Below are 19,537 nucleotides of genomic sequence, written 5' to 3'. Positions count from 1 at the left end.
GACAAGCAGGCTTTGATCAGGGAGCGCCCTGATGGTATTTTTATTGTTTTCTGTTTATAAGAGCAAAATGTAGGAGCCGGCCGCTTGTTATGCCTGCATTACTGCCTTGGAGTAAGCTGCTCTGTCAATATCTACAACTTCAACCGTTATAGAGCAGTTAATCAAACCTAATTTTTTTAGCTGTTCTGCAACTAATTGAGACAGCATTGATTTTTGATCAATATTACGCCCTGAAAGTATTTTTAAAGTGACGTGCACAAAATCTATTTTCTGATTACCGGTTTGGTAATTAGAGTAAGACAATGTCCTTATTTTGATATCACTTCCATCTGCTTCAAATAATGTAGACTGCAGGGCTCCTGCAAATACTAACGGCATTAAAGTATTTCCATCTATGGCTGATGAGTGCTCAACTATACAATGCGGCACTAGATTCTCCTGTAATGTAACGTCTTTTCAGCAGTTGTATTGAGTTCGGCTGCAGTTACTGTTGTGTTTCTACCTGCTTAAGTACTCGAGCGGGATTTCCGCCGATTACGACATTGTCAGGAAAACTTTTAGTGACAACAGCTCCTGAGGCAACAACAACATTGTCACCTAAAGTAACTCCCGGGTTAATGACTGCGTGACCGCCAATCCAGCAGTTATCACCAATAATTATCGGTTTTGCAAATTCAACACCGCTGTTTCTTTCAATTGGATTAACTGGGTGACAGGCTGTATAGATACCAACCTGCGGGCCGATAAAACAATTGCTTCCGAATTTAACCTCTGCACAATCCAGTATTACGCAGCCGAAGTTTACATAAAAATTATCGCCTACGGAGATATTCTGCCCATAGTCACAATTGAAATTCGGCTCTATTTTGATGTTTCCTTCAATACTGCCGAATAGTTCAGTAAGAATGTTTTTTCTCTCTTCTTTCTGTGCTCTAGTTGTTTGATTGTACTTGAAGGTGAGGTTTCTGGCTTTTGAGCGCATCTCAGACAATATATCATCACTAGGGTCGTAAATGCCGCCCGAAAGCATCTTATGCAGTTCACTCATTTTCGATTTCTCTCTATTTTATTCGACGCTGGCGGGTTTTTAGTTTTGAACTGCAAGAAGAACAGATAATAGACACAGGGTCAAGATTAAAGGCCTGGCGCTCAAAATCGTGTACGTAGCACTGCGAACGCCAGCTTTGCCACAAAGGCTATTGAGTATGACTGAGTTTTATGGGTAATCAGGATTAGTTATTAAATACATGAAATCCATTGAATATCAATCAAATATAAATTACTGTGCGTTTTTAAATGATCCGGCTGGAAATGGATAACTCTACAGCCTCGTTATACAAGGAAGTACACATGGAACAGAAATTTATCTATTCAAAGGGAAAATATCACCTTACTGCTGAAGAGTTTAAGTATCTCGGTTATACGGAAAAACTTAAAAATGTAGCAGATCTTGAAGTTGTAGAGAGCTTTTTTAAAAATAAATTAGTTGCAGGCGCAACCCTTTCAGTTTGGGGATTGTTGTTTTCATTTTTTCCAGGGTTTCTTATAGCTTTGATACTTCCAGAGATAATCACAGAAAGTACAATGGACCCGCAAGTAATCGTTTCAATTTTTTGTGTTGCAGTTGCGTTCATGCTTGGATTTATTTTAAGACCAAAATATAGACTTTATATTACAAAGGTTAACGGTAATAAAGGTTCAATTGGGCGAAATCATAGTAGTAGGGGACAGTTTGATGAATTAATTCGCGTTGTGAAAGCTACAATCTCTAAAAACTGTTAGCTTTGTAAAAAAGCATAAACAATCGGACAGTTAGTGATGAATATTATGTCTAACCACAAAATGCTTTAGGCTCTCCAATTTCGAGTAAGTTTGAATCTGAAATAGGAGATTTAAAGGTTACTCCGTTAGAAATGATTTTGCGCAGCTGTTTGTGGCGCCGGTAATATAAGGAAGTTATAAAAATGAGTCGAAAATTGGCGGTATTGCTGCTTTTGGTCATAAGCGTTAACGTTAATGCGAGTCAAAGCTATGATTTAGCCGCGACGATGAAACATAATGATAAAACGCTTTTTAGTCCGCAATTGAAAATTGTAGATGGGCGCTGGCAGCAAGTTCGTAATGATAGTTGTACCTATTCAAGCCAGATTTTAGAACAGGCAGATAATACGCTACTTGTTGAAAGTGACATTGCCTGTGGTGATTTTGTTCTCCAATCGGTTTTTATCCTAAACCCTGAGGGGGGCGAGGCCAAACTAGAAATTGGAGAGGTGGATGATATGTGGGAATTCAGAGTTTCTGTATCGGTCCAGCATTAGTAACCGAAAAGCAGAATGCTCATTTATATTTTACACTCTATCCTGCAGTTATTCGCTGCTAAAAGCTGCGTTGATTTAAACAACCAAGTGAGGACATTATGTTATTAAAAGGTTCATGCCACTGCGGCTCAGTTAAATTTCAAGCTGAATCTCATTATCCGTATCCGTTTAATTTATGTTACTGCTCGATATGTCGTAAAACTGCCGGCGGCGGCGGTTTTGCGATAAATATAAGTGCAGACGCTAGTACATTAAAAATTGAGGGCAAGGAAAATACCGGATGCTATCATGCCGTAACAAACGGTCAAGAAAGTCCCGGTGAACGTAATTTTTGTAAGCATTGCGCGAGTGCACTCTGGGTTTATGATCCAAGATGGCCGGAATTTGTTTATCTGTTTGCATCAGCAATAGACAGCGAGTTACCAGTACCGCCGGAAAGAAGCCATATAATGCTCGGCAGCAAAGCAAACTGGGTAGAGGTTGAGAGCAAGCCGAATGACAAATGCTTTTCAGAATACCCGCAAGAAAGTATCGCGCAATGGCATGAAAGGCTGAAACTAAGCAAATAAAAAATGGGACAATTTTATGTTTAAATTTGTATTAAAAACCTTAGCATTAACTTTCTGCAGCCTGACGGTGCAGGCTGAGAGTTCAGTTTGGAAAGTAAGTTTAGGGGAAGAGAGTATTTATATCGGGGGAACCGTTCACCTGTTACGTCACTCTGATTTTCCGCTGCCGCCTGAGTTTGATATCGCCTACAAGAACAGTGACCGCATTTTTTTTGAAACGGATATTGCCGCTTTATCTGATCCTGAGGCACAAGGAAAACTGCTCAAATCAATGACAGCTGCACCAGGCAGCCGCATAGATAAACTGCTCAGCCCTGAGACAATGGAAAAATTATCTGACGCTGTTTCCCAAAGAGGCATGAATGTTAATTCGCTTATGTCGTTTAAAGCCAGCATGATAGTGACAGTGCTGCAGATGACAGAGCTGAAACGATTAGGTGTGAATATAGAAGGAGTAGATGCCTATTTTCATGAACGTGCCGTTGCAGACGGCATGCCTGTCGGTGAGCTTGAAACCCTTGAGCAGCAGCTGTCGTTTTTATCTAAAATGGGAGAAGGAAAAGAAGAGGAGTTTGTCCGTTCATCACTGCATGATCTCGATGAACTCAAATCCATGTATGAGGGGGTTGTTTCAGCCTGGCGTAACGGTGATCGAAAACAACTGGAGGCATTGTTTATAAGTGAGATGAAACAGGATTTCCCGGAAGTCTACGAACAGCTGCTTGTGCAGCGCAATAATAACTGGCTGCCGAAAATTAAAAGCATGTTTAAAGAACCCGGGACAGAATATATCTTAGTAGGAGCAGGGCATTTAATAGGACCCGACGGCATACTGCAGCGTCTGGAAAAAGAAGGTTACAAGGTAACTCAGGTTAAGGTTAAACCTTAAGTAATTACTATCTCCCATGGATTACGTGAGAGTTTAGAGGTTATTTTATCAATAATGGAACTTAAAATTAACAACATCTTGTATTACTAATTGGAAGGACTCTGAGGATTTTCACGGCCGAGTGATGAGCAGGGCAATGGTGTGACCAGCTCCCTCTCCCCAGAGACATTAATGGCTGCTAACTTATTCTTCTACAACATTTGCTTGCCACCGCGAGCACGTTCTCCAGAGTAAAGCCAAAGTGTGTTAGCAGCACACTCCCCGGCGCTGATTCACCAAAGCGATTCATGCCGATAATTTTCCCCTTGCGCCCCACATATTTGTGCCAAAAGTCCACATGGGCTGCTTCAATAGCAATCACATTACTGACTTCCGCCGGTAGTACCGACTCTTGATAGTCACTGGATTGGGCATCAAAAAGATTAGTACAAGGCATAGAAACCACTCGTACCTGACGCCCTTGCTCACGCAGTTTTCTAGCAGCAGCACTGGCCAGCTCCACCTCCGAGCCAGTGGCAATAAAGATAAGCTCTGGCGTATTTTCGCTATCACTTAGGATATAACCGCCTTTTTCAATAGCAGCTATTTGCTGTTGTTCACGCGTTTGATGTATTAGATCCTGTCGGCTGAAAACAAGTGCGCTTGGTCCGCTATTACGCTGAATGGCTAATTTCCACGCCACTGCGCTTTCGGTCGCGTCACAGGGACGCCAAGTCTGCAGGTTCGGCGTTAAACGCAAGTTGGCCAGCTGCTCAATAGGCTGGTGAGTGGGGCCGTCTTCCCCTTGACCAATGGAGTCATGGGTATACACAAAAATATTTCGAATCCCCATTAAAGCGGACATACGCACCGCATTTCGTGCGTATTCCATAAACATTAAAAAGGTCGCCCCATAATTAATAAAACCATTATGTAGGGAGATACCATTCATAATGCTGCTCATACCAAATTCACGGACGCCGTAAAATAGATAATTGCCGCTGGCATCCTCGCTGCTGATTCCCTTGGATCCAGACCATAGGGTCAAATTGGAGCCGGCTAAATCCGCCGATCCCCCCAGCAGTTCCGGTAATAATGCGCCAAAAGCGGCAATGGCGTTTTGTGAGGCTTTACGCGAGGCGATATTTTCACCTTGGGCTTGGCATTGCGCAATAAATTGATCCGCTTTTTCAGCAAAATCACAAGGCAATTCATTGTTTATTACACGCCGTTCAAACTCACGGGCAAGTTTAGGGTGGCTCTCTTGATAGGCGTCAAATAGCAGCTGCCATTCTCGTTCAGCATCATTTCCTTTCACCTTCGCATCCCAAGCATCATAAACATGATCTGGGATTTCAAAAGGGGGATGTGACCAGTTAAGGTACTGACGAGCAGCTGCAATTTCATCATCACCCAGCGGGGCGCCGTGACAATCATGACTGCCAGATTTATTGGGAGAGCCAAAACCAATCACGGTTTTACAACAGATAAGCGTTGGTTTATCCGTAACTTGCTTGGCCGCTGCTATCGCCTGCTTGATCGCAGCCGCATCATGGCCATCCACCCCACTGACCACATGCCAGCCGTAAGCGGAAAAGCGAGCCGGAGTATCATCGCTAAACCAGCCCTCAACATGACCATCAATAGATATGCCATTGTCATCCCAAAAGGCAATTAATTTACCCAATCCTAAGGTGCCGGCCAACGAGCAAACCTCATGAGAGATACCTTCCATCAAACAGCCGTCACCTAAAAAACAGTAGGTATAGTGATCAACAATATTAAAATCGGCTCGGTTAAATTGTGCTGCTAAGGTTTTTTCCGCAATGGCCATACCCACGGCATTGGCTATACCTGCCCCTAATGGCCCGGTGGTGGTTTCGACGCCTGGAGTATAACCATATTCAGGGTGCCCCGGGGTTTTAGAACGTAATTGTCTAAATTGTTTTAGCTGTTCAATGGGCAGGTCGTAGCCCGATAGATGCAGCAGTGAATAGATAAGCATTGAGCCATGACCGTTTGATAATACAAACCGGTCGCGATCCACCCATGCTGGGTTCGTGGGGTTATGCTTTAAAAAATCGTTCCAGAGAACTTCACCAATATCTGCCATTCCCATGGGGGCACCGGGGTGACCAGATTTGGCTTGCTGCACCGCATCCATACTTAATACACGAATTGCGTTGGCTAATTCATTACGGAGAGTCATTGTTTTATCCTATTATTTTATGTTTAATATACTTATCAGGCGCTTGCTTTTGGGGTGCTCATCGGTATCAGCACTTCTTCTAGTCGATTTTGATCTAAGGCAAAATTCCGAATACCCTCAGCCAGTTTTTCCGTGGCCATAGCATCTTGATTGTGTAACCAAAGGAACTGAGCTTCGCTAAGAGGCTGAATGGTGTCCTGTGATTTTTTCTCTAGTTTGTGTGCGGATAACTTAGTCACCAAACGACCTTTTGTGTTTTGTAATTCTGTTAATAGTGCAGGAGAAATAGTCAATAGATCACAGCCAGCAAGCTCAATCACTTCGCCTATATTTCTAAAACTCGCTCCCATGATCACCGTTTTATAACCATACTGTTTGTAATAATTATAAATATCGCTAACTGAGCGAACACCCGGATCCTCACTGGCAGCGTAAAATCGCCCTTCATTCTTTGTGTACCAGTCTAAAATGCGGCTAACAAAAGGAGAAATAAGGGTAACATTCGCCTCTGCACAGGCGACCGCTTGCGCCATGCTAAACAGTAACGTGAGGTTACAGGCAATCCCTTCTTTTTCTAATTGTTCCGCCGCTTTAATACCCTGCCACGTTGAGGCTATTTTAATTAACACCCGCTCTTTACTGATCCCTGCCTGCTCATATAATGCAATCAGCTTACGTCCTTTCTCAATACTAGCTTGAGTATCAAAAGAGAGACGAGCATCCACTTCACTAGAGATGCGGCCGGGAATATGTTTTAAAATCTCACAACCAAAATTAACAATTAACTGATCGCAGATATCATCAATATCTACTTTCCCCTGCAGGGTAGATTTTGCTATCGCATCCGTCAGTAAATGTTGATACTGCGGCAGTTTAGCCGCTTGTAAAATCAGTGAGGGATTCGTAGTAGCATCCACTGGGTTTAATGCTCTAATTGAGTCAATATCACCGCTATCCGCGACCACTGTTGTCTTTTCTTTAAGTTGATTAAGTAAATTCATTGGCTTTCAATCTACCAGCATGGGTATTTAATAATAATACTGCTGGCAGCTCCTTTATTAAGTTAAATGGCTTGTTTTAGTTGTGCAGTATTACTATGGGTCTTATTGTTTATATTCTTCGTTATAACGCGATCTAAGTGCTGCCGAACATCAATGAGTGAACTAAAAACTGCATCGGCAATACTAAATTCAGGACTCTGACTATTCTCTGGAACCACCCAAGTTGTCATGGCCGCCGCTTTACCTGCAATCATGCCAGTGACACTATCTTCAATAACAAGACACTGCCCTGTGTTAACTTGAAAACGTTGCGCTGTAGTTAAATAAACATCTGGATGGGGTTTACCGTAAGGCTCATCATCCGCGCTGCAGATAATGCTGAAATAGGAGTGAATTCCTAAAGATTGTAGTACGGCATTAATAATAGGTTTGCTTGAAGAGGTTGCTAAACCGATATTGAATTCACGCTCTTTTAAATAATTTAATAGGCTATGCAAACCGGGCTTAGCACAACCTTGCTCAAGAATTAATTCAATTACTGACTGCATTATGCCTTGCTGTAAGATAGAGGGACAAACTACTAATTGATAACGTAAGCACCAAACCTTAGCGATATCCTCTAAACGCTTTCCCATTGTGAACTGGATACAATCAGCCGCAGTGACTGTAACGTTATATTTAGCTAGCTCATTAATCTGTGCTTCTCTCCAAAAAGGTTCCGAATCAATAATGACCCCGTCCATATCAAAGATAACTGTATTTTTATTCATCTAATTATTGCCTATTTTATGGTTATTCAGTTCTTTAGCAAAAAATGACTATTGTGACTTGTAAGGCTGAAACAAAGTTCTCATACAACTCTGTTTCTATCGACCTTAATTACTAAAGAGATGTTATCTGTGCTATTAATCGGCTTAAACCAAAGTTACGGCCTCCTCTAATTCCCTCCTTTCTTCACCAAAACCAGGCTGTTTTACTTCAATTTTATAGCTCACCCAAAAAGCGATAAGGTATAAACCTGCATAAGCTATGACAACACCAAGGGTACTAAAGTAAGGTAAAACAATGACCGCAATCGCTGGTGCTAAAAAGTTAGAAAGGCCTGCTGATAGGTTATAAACCGAAATAGCGGCTCCCTTATGTTTTGGCTCCAAGGCCGGGAAGACAGCCGCCATAGGAACAAAGGCTGCAACGAAGATTCCTAACATAATGGCTGGAATAAGTGCCACCGCAAAGTTATGACCAAAATGCTGGGGGATATAATAGAAAGCTAAAGTAGAAAACGCCATGCCGATACAGCCAAACCAGCGTACTGTTGGTATCCAGCCAATTTTTTCACTTATCACCCCCCAAAATACATTGGAGAAAATCGTGGCAAAGAAGAAAGCGGTCCAAACCTGTAACCACTCAGAGGTCGTGAAACCAAGATCATCAACAAACATCATCGGCATAATCACGGCAAAGCCAAATAGTGAAAGCGTATTAACGATACGTACAAAACTTGAAGCAAGAATATTTTTATTGGTATAAATTAGCGTTACTGCACGGCTCAGTTCGGTAAACTTCTCCTTTCTTGATAATGACTGCATATGCGTGGGGACTTTCACATTACGCAGTGCAATCATTGCCATGATCCCGCCGGCCAGGCAGAAGACTAAAGCTAACCAAAGCGTACCCATTTCACCGAACATTGGAATGGTAAAGCTAGGTATGTAACTACCAGCCACACCAATACCAATAGAATACACAGTCCAGAACCAGCCAAGTGCCGAACTTACAGAGTCACTGCGTACATTGTTTACAATCACCACAATAAATGAATATAAGAAAAGAGGATAAGCTAATCCACGAATACCATAAAATAATAAAATCAGAGGGTAATTGGCATCACCTAAGCCAAAAACTAAAAATAATACATGAAATATACACCATAAGATAAAACCAATTTTCATGGTTTTTTGCGGAGTAATAATTTCTGCAAGTACACCAGATACCCAGGCTGCAATCGCTGCAGCTAAACCATATAAGGTAAACGCCATTGAAGACTGCGCAGGGCTAAAGCCAAGCTCAGTAATATAACGTGATAAAAAGGCTAGCTCAAAACCATCACCTGTCATAAAAATAGCGATCGCGACATAGCCCCAAATTAAATTTAACGGCAAACCTAGCCACGTTTTATTTACTGTTTCCATCAGTTTTCCTCAAATTCGATTGATTAACAGCGCCCTGTCTGTCAAGGCGCGGTGGATTATTTTTTACTTTCTTAACTTAAGATCATTCTGATAAATATCTTTAAACGTTTGATAACGTTCTTTTAAATGCTTTTTAATCTCTTTATTTGCTATATAGATATTAGATACCTCAGGTTTCTTACATACATCGTTTTCACTACCGCCAGCGGCAAGTCGAGCAAGTCGAGCCGCTCCTAGTGCTCCCCCCGTTTCACCTCCTTTATGGGTAACAATGGGTAGATCTAAAGTATCTGCAAGTAGTTGAGCCCAGAACGTACTCCTCGCTCCTCCTCCAACGAGCGAACATTGCGTGATCTTAGTTTTTGAGTTTTGCAACGCAGACAATCCATCAGCAAGCCCAAAACTAACCCCTTCAATAACCGAATAACCAAGCACCGCACGTGACGTGTTATGCGTCATGCCATGAAAACTACCTGTGGCATAGGGATCATTGTGCGGCGTTCTTTCTCCCGATAAATAAGGAAGAAAAATAGGGGCGGACTGCTTTTGCTGCTCTGTTAACTGTTCCACTTCCAACAATAACTCAGCTTCATTAGTCCCTACGAGTCGACAAAACCACTGCAAACAACTAGCGGCACTTAACATCACACTCATTTGATGCCAACGCAGCGGTAATGCATGACAAAAAGCATGTACCGCAGAGGCAGGCTCCGGGCTATACTGCTCATTAACCACAAAGATAACACCCGAGGTACCCAGCGAAATAAACGCATCACCGGGCGTAACAGCACCAACACCGATCGCACTAACGGCATTGTCTCCACCGCCCCCCGCTACCACCACATCATCAGCTAACCCCCATTCAATAGCGATTTCTGGTGATAGCGCTGCAGAAACATCACTCCCTTCTACCAGCGACGGCATTTGCGAGCGGTGCATACCCGATTTCTCTAACAAATAGTCAGACCAATCCCTTTTTTCAACATCAAGCCATAATGTCCCCGCTGAATCCGACATATCAGACACAGTAGTTCCAGTCATTTGATAGCGTAAATAATCCTTAGGTAATAACACTGTTTTTACTTGCGAAAAAATCTCTGGCTCATGTTTTTTCACCCACATCAATTTTGGAGCAGTGAAGCCGGGCATCGCCAAATTTCCTGCGATCTCGTGTAACTTCGGAGCCGCTTTTTCAAATTCTTCACACTCTTTCGCGCAGCGTGTGTCATTCCAAAGAATTGCAGGACGCAAAGATTTTCCATTTTCATCAAGCAGCACTGCGCCATGCATTTGCCCTGATAAACCAATTGCTTTGATTTTTGCCCAATGTTGAGCACATTTATCACGTAGTTTTGGAATAATCTGCTGCGTCGCTTGCCACCATTGCTCTGGTTGCTGCTCTGACCAGTACGTAAATGGACGCTGTATAGTTAATGCCATACTTTCACTGGCAACAATGTCTCCACTGCCATTGATGACAATCGCTTTAACTTCAGAAGTGCCAAGATCGATACCTAAATACATAACCTGCTCCTTTAGCTAAACATTGGTGAAACAACTGCGATTTTATTTCTTAGCAGCGTTTCAAATTCAGGCTTACTCGCTAGCTCACCGAATAACATCTCGTTGGTCGCATAAGCTTTAATGGGATCCGCTGAGTTATACATAGCATGCACAGCCTGCTCATCGAGAATGCCGTCTTGGTATTCGTAAGGTAGTTGACCTTCGTGCCATTTCTGCATAAAGGTAAAGAAGAGCGCGGGTAGTGCCGCCGTCGCATCTGGCGTTTCGTTACGGTTATAACAATCAATCATTGTTGGAGTAACCATGGCAGGAATTTTAGAGAAGCCATCAGCTGCAACACGTTGGTTAGTATCTTGAATATAGGGGTTGGTAAAACGCTCAAGGACCACATCTCGATAAGTCGGTAAATCGATACCGTTATTACCTAAACTGGGGATAACATCCTCAGTAACATAATCGTAAGCGACTTTAAAGATAGAATCGGTTAATGTACTTTCATGAATATAAGATTGATTTGCCAACGTTCCAGCCCACGCAATACAGCTATGAGAAGCATTTAAAATGCGAATTTTAGCTTCTTCATAGGGGATAACTGAGTCAACGGTCTCAACACCCACCGTCTCTAGATTGGGACGAATAGTAATAAACTTATCTTCGACGACCCATTGAATAAACTCTTCTCCCATCACTGGCGCTTTGTCAGCAATGCCGGTTTTCATTTCAATACGCGCGGGTAATTCAGCACTTGGACGAGGTGTAATACGGTCAACCATCGTATTTGGACAAGTCGCATTGCTCTCTAACCAAGCAAGCAGTTCGCTATCACCGCTTAGTGCTAAAAACTCCATTAGACCATCGTGAAAACGCTCACCATTGTGACGAACATTATCGCAGTTCAATAAGGTAACGGGTCCATTCTCTGCTTTCATTCGCTCACGAAGAATTTTTGCTACCGTGCCATAAATGGTTTGATTATCGCCCGCTAAGTCCGCTGCAACGGCGCTGTTTTCTTGGTCTAACTTAAAGCTAGTGTCAAGATAGTAACCCGCTTCGGTCACTGTAAAAGCGATAACTTTCGTTGATTCTTTCATGCCTTCCGCGATTAATGGTGCCAAATCTGCCTGCCATGGAATAATCTTTTGAATAGACGTGATCTCTTCATAGGCGCTGTCACCCTTAGGGGAAATCGTTTCTAACATATATTTACCATCTTGGTTTGCTAGGTGGCCGGCAATATCTTCAGCATCGTTACGAATGTTACCAGCAGAAATAGACCAAGAGTCATCGCCAGATTCAATCAGTTTATGTAAATACCACGCCTGATGTGCACGATGAAAAGAACCCAATCCGATATGCAGCCAAGTGTATTTATTTGATTTAGTCATGTTATTACCTCCAGTTAATTGTTAGCAGTGACTATACTTGAGCAATTGCCCAAAAGCTGGGCTTTTGATCATAATTGGGCAATTATCCATAAATTGAATTATTATTCAATAGTGCTCAAGTCTAATTTTTTTGTTGAAAAGTCGAACAGAAGAAAATGAAAGCAGAGTTCAATCGATAAATTGAGGGAGAAATTTACTGTGTTTTTATCATTAATAATTAGCTAATAAACAGACAAGACAAATATAACGTGCTGAACAAAAATATAATTTAAAAGGAAGAGAGAACAAGATTAATGACAATTTATAATGGTAAGCTAGACAAACAGCGAGCATCTAAACGAGCTTGCTGAAATTAATACCCCCCCTATCTCATGCATATCCCTGAACAATAGGTGTATCTTATTTTTTTGTTAAATGCTTTATCGTGAGCAAGCATTATTTCCAACAGCTTACTTTTATTTTCCCTTTGACGGCTCAAAAACAGCACTACAGCGCCTCTTTAAAGCAAGTTTAAAATACAAATCAAATTGGAGAGGCAAGTCGATACGTGCCATCGTGGAACAAGTCAGGGATGCAACCAGCGCAGATACCGGCCGTAAAAAAGATAAGTTAGCATGCTAACTCAAAGCCTGATAACAACGAAGGTTATCGTTATTGCCTTGCGCTAGCATCCGGAAAACGATGAATCCGCACCGGAGCTATACACAAAAAACTAAACTACTTGACCTGCCACCAACACTCACGTTAGATTTTACTTAAACTAGCAGGATCACAATAAGCAGCTACATCAATCTTATTAAGCTAACCACCTAATATAATAACGCAGGAATCAAGCCGTGAAAGAGAGTAATTCGAAAATAGACAGTATCGTCAGGGCTGCATGGTTATATTATGTATCAGGTGCTAATCAAAGCGAAGTGGCTGCTGCTTTAGGTGTCTCGCGACCAGCCGCACAGCGTATGATTGCAGCAGCAAAGGATGAAGGCATTATCTCTATCGGCATTAATCACCCTATTGCCTCATGCCTTGAATATGAAGGGTTATTAAAAGATAAGTTTAAGCTGCAGCTTTGCCATATTGTTCCCAATGGAAAATATAGTGAAACCGATGAAGAAACATCCCTTTCCTACGGAGGTGCACAAGTCATATCGCAATACATTAGCCAAGAAACCCCGATAAAGATTGGGCTAGGTTCAGGAAAAACCTTAAAAAAAGCCATCAACTATCTGGAAAAAATTGATCGACCACAACATAAATGTGTCGCCTTAATCAGCGCCATGGATAGCGAAGGTCTATGTAATTATTACGATGATGTTCCCTTATTATTTGCCAGTAAAATCAAAGCACGTTATTACCAGTTACCTGCCCCACGTTATTCCAATAATCAAGAAGATTATAATATGTGGTGCAACAACCCCTTGTATCAGAATATCACTACTAAAGCCGATAACGCAGATGTGATTTTTATTGGTATTGGATCGATAGGTGATAAAAGCCCCATCGTACAAGATCGATTTATTGATAATGAAAAATCAGAATCATTACGAAAAATTGGTGTGGTGGGAGAAATTTTGGGCCGTTTTATTGATGAGCAGGGGAGTGGTGTTGATCATAAGATCAACAAAAGTGTTACCAGTTATGATGTGCGTAATAATAAAAAGCAAAATGTCATAGCCATTGCATCCGGCAGCGAAAAACAAGCCGCCATCTTAGCTGCGCTTAAAGGCAAATGGCTAAATGGTTTAGTGACCGACGAGCAAACCGCAAGATGGCTGCTGACCAACTAGTTATGTAAGGCTGGCATTTAAAAGACACAATGATCATATTGGTGAAATATTTTCGGTAAGTATAACGGCCGGCAATACTAATGACAGAACGCAGCTGACAAATTTGTGTAAAAATATTACGGATAAACTCTTTGCTGATAAAGACTGCATTGGTAAAAAATGGGCAGAAAAACTCTTCGAAAAAGATATCAATTTAGTCACAACAGTACGAAAAAATATGAAAGCTAAAGTTATATCTGTATTTAATAGAGCCATGTTATCAAAGAGATATATCATTGAGATGATTAATGATATATCTCAGATAGAACATAGTCGGCATAGAAGCAAAATGGCTTTATGATCAACTGATCTCAGGTTTAGTTATATATTTTAAAAAAAAGAAGAAACCAAAAATCAAGCTGGCAGATGATGAGCTAAAATTAATTTAAACCGATTATGATAAAAATTAAATCGAACTATGGTCACTTAATAAATGAATTCATGTTGTTTCCTTGTTACTTTGCTAAGCGGTTATAAACGATATTCACCAGCATAGATGCTGCTCTATGAATACAGGTATCATCAAAATCAAAACTAGCGGTATGTGTGTTTGTTCCTTTGGTACCGATCATAAACCAGCAGGCACCGTCAACTTTGTCGGTAACAAAAAACTGCATATCTTCACCGCCGGGTGATGCTGGTACGTCAGTAACAACATTCTCTGCACCATACAGCTGCTTCGCACATTCAATGACAGTGTTTGTGTGTTCAATGGTGTTAATGGTTGCAGGGCAAAGGACTTCAAACAATAAGTCATAGACCGCGCCGTACTTTTTACACACCTCTTTAGCGATCTGATGCATGTTGTCGCGCATGTAATCGGCAATGTGCGCTTCAAAGTAGCGCATAGTACCGCCGGCTAACGCTTGCTCTGGTATTCCATTCATAGCAGTGCCGCCGTTTAACTTACAGGTAGAAATAATCGCCATATCATTTTTAATGTTTGTTGTAATATTGTTCCATCCATTAACGATTTCACAGGCTGCGGATATTGGATTAATACACTTATGAGGTACGGAGCTATGGCCGCTTTTACCCGTCACTGACAGCGTAAACACCTCACCGGCACCGGTAGTCGCACCGTAACGAACCTGAATTGTCCCGTCCTGCAGGCGGGGCATATTATGAAAACCGTACAGCTGGGTATAGGGATGATCTTTGTATAAACCATCCTTGATCATTGCTTTAGCACCTTGCCCGTTTTCTTCACTCGGCTGGAACAGAATTTTTACACATCCGCTAAATTCATTGTAAGCAGCGAGATGTTTAACAACAGCTAGAGTAATAGCCATATGTCCGTCGTGACCGCATGAATGGGAGCATCCTTCATGTGTAGAAGCCCATGACTTACCGCAGGCATCCTGCATCGGAAGTGCGTCCATATCGCAGCGGAAAGCTATTGTATCGCCTTGCTTTTTACCTTTGATAGTAACGACAATACCTGTTTTACCGTAACCAAGATCATACGCTATGTTCCAATGTTTCAGTAAGTTAATGATGTATTCCTGAGTTTTGTACAGATCAAAGCTAAGTTCTGGAATCTTGTGTAACTCTCTACGCCAGCCGGCTGCCTGCTGAGTCAGCTGTTCGTTTATAGTGAGCGGTGCTGTTGCTGTAAGCATAATTATTACCTTCTGATTAGTTAGCTTCGAGTTGTTTAACTTCTACTGACTTAGCTTTCTTTTGAGCAATAAAATAAAGCGGGGAAATTAATGCCATAAATCCAAGTCCGATAAGGATCTTCACTGGATCCTGGTCAGACAGAAGATAGAGGCAGACTATTGTTCCTGCCGCTGGTAGAACCGGGCCCAATGGCACTTTAAAGGATGATTGTGCCTCTTTGTCTCCTGCAAACCTTTTACGGAAAATCAGGATACTGATACATGTTGGAATGTATTGAGCGAAGCGGGCTACAACAGAGAGCATTGCTAGTTCTGCGAATGAACCGCTTAAAGCGACAGGAACAGTTACTAAGCCGGAAACAATGATAGCGGCAGCCGGCACACCATTTTTAGTTTTGCGGCCGAAGAATTCGGGTACCATTTTGTCATCTGCTAACGGCAGCAGTGCTCGTGGAATATGGAATGATGCTGCTGTATTAATACCTGCAATTGAAATAATAGAGCCGATAGTAATCAGCCAGTAACCAAAGTTACCCGATATAACATGTGCGGCATCAGCCAGTGGAGTGCCTGATTCAGCAACGCTTTCACCAAGAATACCGACCGTTACAGCCATAATCAATGCATAGAACATTATTACGATACCAAGAGATAAGCAGATAGCTCGGGGCAGGTTCTTCTTAGGGTTATCCATATCTTCGGCAGCGGTACCAAAGGTTTCAAACCCGGTGAATGAGTAGAAAGCTAAAATTAACGCTGAAACGAGAGTCTCAGAATTAAGAGAGTAAGTCGGATTAGGGTTTGAGTTAGGGATGATGTTTTCCGGTGTGATGTACCAGATTCCAACCACAATCAAGAACAGCAGCGGCAGCATCTTGGCGATTGTGGAAATATTATTCACAGCTTTAGCCGCATTTACACCGAGTAAGTTGACAGCGGTAAGTAATACTATGATACCTGCCACAATGGAATTACAAAGAAATGTGTTATCAGTAAATTCAAACGTATTAGCAACAATGTTTTTAAATGCCACTGCCATAACCGCCCAGGCGATACACTGCATAAACCATTTCAAAAATCCGACTTCAAAACCGGCAAAGTTTCCAAAAGCTTCTTTGGTATAGACGTATGCTGCGCCGTTTTTACTGAAATATCCTGCAGCTTCTGCAAAACAAAGCGCGATAGTTGCCACGATAGCCCCGGTGATAAACACGACAGCGACGGACCAGTCACCGGCAAACTTATAAAGCGAAGCGGGTAAGAGAAATATTCCCGAGCCAATGATGGAGTTAAATCCAAGTAATACAATTGACCATAAGCCGAATTTTTTCTGTTTTTCATTCATAGGAGTAAGCCCTTATTTTGTTAATTAATTAGTTAATATTTTTCTTCAGCTGCAGGCATTGAAATAAATCCGAAAATACCGCCGGTTTTTGACTGTCTGGATCCCGGCCAATTGGTGTTCTGATGAACTGCTGCTTCTGCTGTACTATTTTCTTGCGGCGTAAAAAAACGCCCTCCCAACAATCCTGTTAGTCAGACGTTTCCTATACGTATTACCATTCCATCGTCTCTGGTAAGAAGTTCTCACGCTCTGTCTGGGCCAGCTACCGCATAATAGTGAAAGCTAAGGCCGTTGTGCCTGTATCATTTCGCTTTAATTTATTGTATTCCGCTGCCCTGACTTATTTTTCAGTCAGCTGCTTAGCCGCCTTTCTGAAATAAGCCGGTGCTTTGATTTCACCATAGGGAGAAATATAAGGAGTCGCTGAAAAATACACGGCGGCAAAGTCACGCTCTGGATCAACATACATACCCTGACCTGTATTGCCGTGTTTATACAAAGCACCGTCTTCAAAAATGAAGTCGAACTGGTAGGCTCCTTTAAGGGGCTGTTCTGCAAATAATCCTAATGCTTGTTTGTTTTTAGCACCGCCGATAAAAGCTTCACTTGTGCCTTCGCTGCGAATACGCTCCAGCAGGGCTGGTGTGACTAGCTGCTTATGCCCTGACTTCGGCCAGCTGGGGGTAAACAGGTTTGCGTATTTAGCAAAATCTTCCAGCGTTGACGAGATGATGCCCAGGTTAAGCGCCGTACCATCCGGCGTAAGGTGTGCCAGCAGCGGCATACGAGCCCCAAGCGTACCCCAGATACGTTCCTCTACGACATCAGCCCAGCGTTTTCCTGTAACCTGTTCGATAACCTGACCAAGTACCTGGGTGTTCAATGAAGAGTAGCGGAAACGCTCTCCCGGTTTTTCTCCGGGCAGCGGCTCTACTTCTTTTAATATTTCACGCCAGTCTTCAATTTCTACATTGGTCTGGGTTGTCCCGAAAGTTGCCATAATAAAGCGGACAAACACTGAGTCTGGATCCAGGATGCTGCTGTTATTTTCTTCAATATCAAGCCCGCTAGTGTGATTAATTAAATCCATTACCGTCACGTCATCCCATGCCGAGCCTTTCAGCTCAGTAACGTAGCGGGACGCTGGTGCTTTAGGGTCTAGGAGGCCTTCTTCAATCAGCATTGCCGAAATCAGACCCGTGACAGACTTAGCTGCCGAAGCCCAGAGATGAACGTCAGTCGGCGCCATGCCGGGATAGGCTTCGTATACCACTTCACCCTTATGAATCATCATAACGCCCTGGTGGCGGAATGTTGGATGCGCCAGATACTCATCCAGTGTCAGCTCTCCTTCGCTGTCGGTATTAAAGGTGATTTTGCCAATATCGGCATTTAAATTACGCTTCAGCTCAATCTGCCTGTCATGGGGGTTAATCCAGTCCGTACGCATAACTGATGTAAAATTAGTCAGGTAATAAAGTGTATGATCGCCTCCCATCTGCGCATGGAAGCTGCTGAAGCTGTCGTAGGCGGCTTGTACAAGCTCACTGTCAAAAGGCTGTTTCGCGGCCTCAACCGGCAGCGTAACAGAAGCACCTGGTGCGGTTAAATACTTTGCCAGCGGATGCCCTGAGTTCGCAAATACCGGTGCAGTGAAAGAAAGTGTTAATGCGGCCGCCAGCGGCTTAAGAGATAATTTATTCATTCTATGACCCTTTTATAAGTAGTATTTAATGACCTGCAGGTCTAAAGCTGGTCGCCAATCTACTGGAGCAGGGGGGCGAACACTAGAAAATTAGTATTAATAATAATTGTTATGTGACTTGCAGGTGTTATATTATTAGTGGTAATATTTTTATGCTGGCCAAGTATGAGTTTGCAACTTAACATTATGAATAATAAGGATATTAATTTGGCGGGATAATCTGCCACTTATTAGTGAATTTAATAATATGAGAAACCGCAATGAATAATGTAAAACAAAGTGCTTACGATGATGATGTGCTGAGCAAGATTCAATCGAGCTGGTTCTTATACAAAAAGGAGAACAAAGTCAGCCAGGCGCAGGCTGCAAAGCAGCTGGGAATGAAACAATCGGCATTTTCCCAGTATTTATGCGGAAATATTGCTCTTAACACCGATTTCATTTCCCGCTTTGCACAAATGGTAAACCGGCCTCCCGCTTACTTTCACCACCGCCTCGAGCATGGAGGAGAAGAATGGTACAGCCTGGATGCCACCATTTTTACTTCAGAAGTCAAGCAGACGCTGTCGCAGGGAAAGGTTAGTAACCCTTTCATTATCATGCCGCGTATGGCAACCATTAGGGATTATGTCACCGTCGAAATTGATAATTATGATACCCGTTATAAGAAAGGCACTATTGTGTTCTTTACACCCATAGGCAATATCTGCGAGTCCGATGAAGTTGGTATTTTCGGGAAAAACGGCCAAATTATTGCGATAGGTGAGTTAGAGTACTGCAATGACAGCTGGCGAGTCGCAGTCCTGCAGAACGGCATCCCAACGAAGATTATTTTAAATTCTAATTGTAAATTAATGCGTTTAGAAGGCTCTGTACAACATGCGAAAAACAAAAAACGTATATTTCATGGAAAGGAATAAACTGCAGAAAAGGGCGTTTTTAACTCTACCTAGTTCCCATGCTCTGCGCAGGA

17 protein-coding genes and 1 pseudogene are annotated in these 19,537 nt (G+C 42.4%); 7 read left to right on the top strand and 11 right to left on the bottom strand.

What is annotated here, in order from left to right:
• Nucleotides 1–87 precede the first annotated feature (87 nt).
• Complete coding sequence (locus G337_RS0122395) at nt 88–429, bottom strand: 5-carboxymethyl-2-hydroxymuconate Delta-isomerase (protein WP_028865828.1); 342 nt, start codon at nt 427–429, stop codon at nt 88–90.
• Between the two features lie 55 nt (nt 430–484).
• Complete coding sequence (locus G337_RS0122390; protein ID WP_028865827.1) at nt 485–1,048, bottom strand: sugar O-acetyltransferase; 564 nt, start codon at nt 1,046–1,048, stop codon at nt 485–487.
• Nucleotides 1,049–1,350: 302 nt separating this feature from the next.
• On the opposite strand from G337_RS0122390, the gene G337_RS0122385 reads away from it, so the two are divergent.
• The 4 genes from G337_RS0122385 to G337_RS0122370 all read left to right on the top strand — a co-directional run bounded on the left by G337_RS0122385 (nt 1,351) and on the right by G337_RS0122370 (nt 3,776).
• The gene (locus G337_RS0122385) at nt 1,351–1,782 is read left to right on the top strand and encodes a hypothetical protein (RefSeq protein ID WP_028865826.1); all 432 of its coding nucleotides are present in this window, start codon (nt 1,351–1,353) and stop codon (nt 1,780–1,782) included.
• Nucleotides 1,783–1,964: 182 nt separating this feature from the next.
• Nucleotides 1,965–2,318 carry a hypothetical protein gene (locus G337_RS0122380; protein ID WP_028865825.1) on the top strand — a complete coding sequence of 118 codons (354 nt, stop codon included), beginning with the start codon at nt 1,965–1,967 and terminating at the stop codon, nt 2,316–2,318.
• Nucleotides 2,319–2,416: 98 nt separating this feature from the next.
• A complete protein-coding gene (locus tag G337_RS0122375; RefSeq protein ID WP_028865824.1) occupies nt 2,417–2,887 on the top strand; it encodes a GFA family protein in 471 nt (156 codons plus the stop codon).
• Nucleotides 2,888–2,903: 16 nt separating this feature from the next.
• Nucleotides 2,904–3,776: a TraB/GumN family protein gene (locus G337_RS0122370; protein ID WP_028865823.1), complete on the top strand. Its 873-nt coding sequence runs from the start codon at nt 2,904–2,906 to the stop codon at nt 3,774–3,776.
• 178 nt (nt 3,777–3,954) lie between these two features.
• Here the strand turns inward: G337_RS0122370 and tkt are convergent, their stop codons facing one another.
• The 6 genes from tkt to dalD form a co-directional block, all read right to left on the bottom strand.
• On the bottom strand, nt 3,955–5,964 hold the full coding sequence (gene tkt, locus G337_RS0122365) for a transketolase (protein WP_028865822.1): 2,010 nt from the start codon (nt 5,962–5,964) through the stop codon (nt 3,955–3,957).
• Nucleotides 5,965–5,999: 35 nt separating this feature from the next.
• On the bottom strand, nt 6,000–6,965 hold the full coding sequence (gene tal / locus G337_RS0122360) for a transaldolase (RefSeq protein WP_028865821.1): 966 nt from the start codon (nt 6,963–6,965) through the stop codon (nt 6,000–6,002).
• Between the two features lie 62 nt (nt 6,966–7,027).
• Nucleotides 7,028–7,735, bottom strand: a complete 708-nt coding sequence (hxpB, locus tag G337_RS27140) for a hexitol phosphatase HxpB (protein ID WP_084605574.1) — start codon at nt 7,733–7,735, stop codon at nt 7,028–7,030.
• A gap of 144 nt (nt 7,736–7,879) precedes the next feature.
• Complete coding sequence (locus G337_RS0122350) at nt 7,880–9,157, bottom strand: MFS transporter (RefSeq protein WP_028865820.1); 1,278 nt, start codon at nt 9,155–9,157, stop codon at nt 7,880–7,882.
• A 63-nt stretch (nt 9,158–9,220) separates the two neighbouring features.
• Nucleotides 9,221–10,681, bottom strand: a complete 1,461-nt coding sequence (xylB, locus tag G337_RS0122345) for a xylulokinase (RefSeq protein ID WP_028865819.1) — start codon at nt 10,679–10,681, stop codon at nt 9,221–9,223.
• Nucleotides 10,682–10,692: 11 nt separating this feature from the next.
• A complete protein-coding gene (dalD, locus tag G337_RS0122340) occupies nt 10,693–12,066 on the bottom strand; it encodes a D-arabinitol 4-dehydrogenase (protein ID WP_028865818.1) in 1,374 nt (457 codons plus the stop codon).
• Nucleotides 12,067–12,902: 836 nt separating this feature from the next.
• Between dalD and G337_RS0122330 the strand changes: the two genes are divergently transcribed.
• Together G337_RS0122330 and G337_RS28000 are read left to right on the top strand one after the other, a co-directional pair.
• Nucleotides 12,903–13,853, top strand: a complete 951-nt coding sequence (locus tag G337_RS0122330) for a sugar-binding transcriptional regulator (protein WP_028865816.1) — start codon at nt 12,903–12,905, stop codon at nt 13,851–13,853.
• A gap of 16 nt (nt 13,854–13,869) precedes the next feature.
• A pseudogene (locus tag G337_RS28000) lies at nt 13,870–14,281 on the top strand (transposase); the annotation flags it as partial.
• Nucleotides 14,282–14,347: 66 nt separating this feature from the next.
• On the opposite strand, the gene G337_RS0122320 reads toward G337_RS28000, so the two are convergent.
• From G337_RS0122320 to G337_RS0122305, 3 genes are all read right to left on the bottom strand, one after another.
• Complete coding sequence (locus tag G337_RS0122320; protein WP_028865814.1) at nt 14,348–15,514, bottom strand: M20 metallopeptidase family protein; 1,167 nt, start codon at nt 15,512–15,514, stop codon at nt 14,348–14,350.
• Between the two features lie 16 nt (nt 15,515–15,530).
• On the bottom strand, nt 15,531–16,859 hold the full coding sequence (locus G337_RS0122315) for an APC family permease (protein ID WP_028865813.1): 1,329 nt from the start codon (nt 16,857–16,859) through the stop codon (nt 15,531–15,533).
• Between the two features lie 340 nt (nt 16,860–17,199).
• The gene (locus tag G337_RS0122305) at nt 17,200–18,564 is read right to left on the bottom strand and encodes a serine hydrolase domain-containing protein (RefSeq protein ID WP_037028440.1); all 1,365 of its coding nucleotides are present in this window, start codon (nt 18,562–18,564) and stop codon (nt 17,200–17,202) included.
• A gap of 260 nt (nt 18,565–18,824) precedes the next feature.
• Between G337_RS0122305 and G337_RS0122300 the strand changes: the two genes are divergently transcribed.
• The gene (locus G337_RS0122300) at nt 18,825–19,484 is read left to right on the top strand and encodes a helix-turn-helix domain-containing protein (RefSeq protein ID WP_028865811.1); all 660 of its coding nucleotides are present in this window, start codon (nt 18,825–18,827) and stop codon (nt 19,482–19,484) included.
• Nucleotides 19,485–19,537 lie beyond the last annotated feature (53 nt).

The organism is Psychromonas aquimarina ATCC BAA-1526 (assembly GCF_000428725.1).
GTDB classification, from domain to species: Bacteria; Pseudomonadota; Gammaproteobacteria; order Enterobacterales; family Psychromonadaceae; genus Psychromonas; species Psychromonas aquimarina.
The sequence above is the reverse complement of the archived record's forward strand: the minus strand, read 5'-3'. Positions and strand labels throughout refer to the sequence as shown.